Raw genomic sequence first — 1,816 nt, 5'->3', positions numbered from 1 at the left:
GTACAACTTCGCGTTCACGCCGGTGGTGCACGACAACGACGCCTGGTACGACATGAAGGCCAACAAGTTCGAGCGCCCGACCGACGGCTTCATCCCGATCCACATGCCGAAGAACACCGGCGCCGGCTTCATCATCGCCGGCCTCGCGGCGGCGGTCGGCTTCGCGATGATCTGGCAGATGTGGCTGCCGGCCGTGCTCGGCTTCGTCGCGATGATGGCGGCGATCATCGTCCACACCTTCAACTACAAGCGCGACTTCCACATCGGCGCGGATGAAGTCGTCCGCACCGAGAACGCACGCACCCAGATGCTCGCTGCCCATGTCTGATCTCACCTTGAACCCTGCCGCGGTCGACCCGACCGCGCCGCGCTACTACCTGCGCGAGGAACACCATCCGGAGAACGGCACCCTGCTCGGGTTCTGGCTCTACCTGATGAGCGACTGCCTGGTCTTCGCGTGCCTGTTCGCCGTCTACGGCGTGCTGGGCCGCAGCTACGCGGCCGGCCCGTCGGGCGCCGACCTGTTCGACCTGCCGCTGGTGGCGGTGAACACCTCGCTGCTGCTGCTGTCGTCGATCACCTACGGCTTCGCGGTGCTCGAGATGCAGCGCAAGCGGCTGCGCGCCACGCTGGTGTGGCTGGGCGTCACCGGGCTGTTCGGCCTGGGCTTCCTGAGCCTGGAGCTGTACGAGTTCGCGCACCTGATCCACGAAGGCGCCGGCCCGCAGCGCAGCGCGTTCCTGTCGTCGTTCTTCACGCTGGTGGRCACGCACGGCCTGCACGTCACCTTCGGCATCGTCTGGCTGGTCACGCTGATGTTCCAGCTCGGCAAGCACGGGCTGACCGCGCCGAACCGCCGCCGCGTGATGTGCCTGTCGATGTTCTGGCACTTCCTGGACGTCGTCTGGATCGGCGTCTTCACGTTCGTCTACCTGATGGGGGTGCTGCCGTGAGCGCACATGACCACGATCACGATCACCACGATGACCACGGTCACGACAGCGGCCACGCTCCCAGCACGCTGAAGGGCTACGCCACCGGCTTCATCCTGTCGGTGATCCTGACGGCGATCCCGTTCTGGCTGGTGATGGGCAAGGCGTTCAACAACTCCAGCACCACCGCGCTGGTGATCCTCGGCTTCGCCGCGGTGCAGATCGTCGTGCACATGGTGTACTTCCTGCACATGAACGCCCGCTCGGAAGGCGGCTGGACGATGCTGGCGCTGATCTTCACGCTGGTGCTGGTGGTGATCACGCTGAGCGGTTCGTTGTGGGTGATGTTCCACATGAACAGCAACATGATGCCCACGATGCACGACATGCGGGTCAGACCTTGACCCCCCCCGAAGCGCTTCGCGCCTCCCCCCCGGGGGGGCGCCCCCGATGGCCCGGCAAAGCCGGTTCCATGGGGGCCGCTGGGTTGGGAGTGCTTCTCGCGGCGGCCGGCTTGCTGGCCGCCGTTTTCATTTCACTCGGCACCTGGCAGGTGCAGCGGCTGGCCTGGAAGCTGGACCTGATCGAGCGGGTCGAGCAGCGGGTCCGTGCGGCGCCGGTCGAGGCGCCCGCCGGGCCCGTCACCGCGGCGGCCGATGAATACCGGCACGTCGTGCTGCACGGCCGCTTCCTGCACACGCAAGAGACGCTCGTGCAGGCCGTCACCGAGCAAGGCCCCGGCTGGTGGCTGCTGACGCCACTGCAGCAGGCCGACGGCCGCAGCGTGCTGGTCAACCGCGGCTTCGTCACCACCGGATCGAAAGCCCTCGCCGCGCGCCCCGACGGCGAGGTCGCCCTCACCGGCCTGCTGCGCCTGACCGAGC

The 1,816-nt window shown here is 67.3% G+C and carries 3 protein-coding genes and 1 pseudogene; all 4 read left to right on the top strand.

All coding sequences use genetic code 11. From position 1 onward, the window contains the following. Positions 1-328: pseudogene (locus AC1D15_RS30030) on the top strand (cytochrome o ubiquinol oxidase subunit I); the annotation flags it as partial. After that, the gene (cyoC, locus tag AC1D15_RS30025; RefSeq protein WP_477828895.1) at positions 321-953 is read left to right on the top strand and encodes a cytochrome o ubiquinol oxidase subunit III; all 633 of its coding nucleotides are present in this window, start codon (positions 321-323) and stop codon (positions 951-953) included. The pseudogene AC1D15_RS30030 and the gene cyoC, both read left to right, overlap by 8 nt. Then, positions 950-1,336: a cytochrome o ubiquinol oxidase subunit IV gene (gene cyoD, locus AC1D15_RS30020; RefSeq protein WP_047511671.1), complete on the top strand. Its 387-nt coding sequence runs from the start codon at positions 950-952 to the stop codon at positions 1,334-1,336. The genes cyoC and cyoD overlap by 4 nt, the downstream gene beginning before the upstream one ends. Before the next feature lie 110 nt (positions 1,337-1,446). After that, positions 1,447-1,816 (top strand): SURF1 family protein (locus AC1D15_RS30015; protein ID WP_477828894.1); only part of this gene is annotated, 370 nt, incomplete at its 3' end.

The organism is Rhizobacter sp. P2_H2 (assembly GCF_056403375.1).
This window is presented reverse-complemented; position numbering and strand designations above follow the sequence as displayed.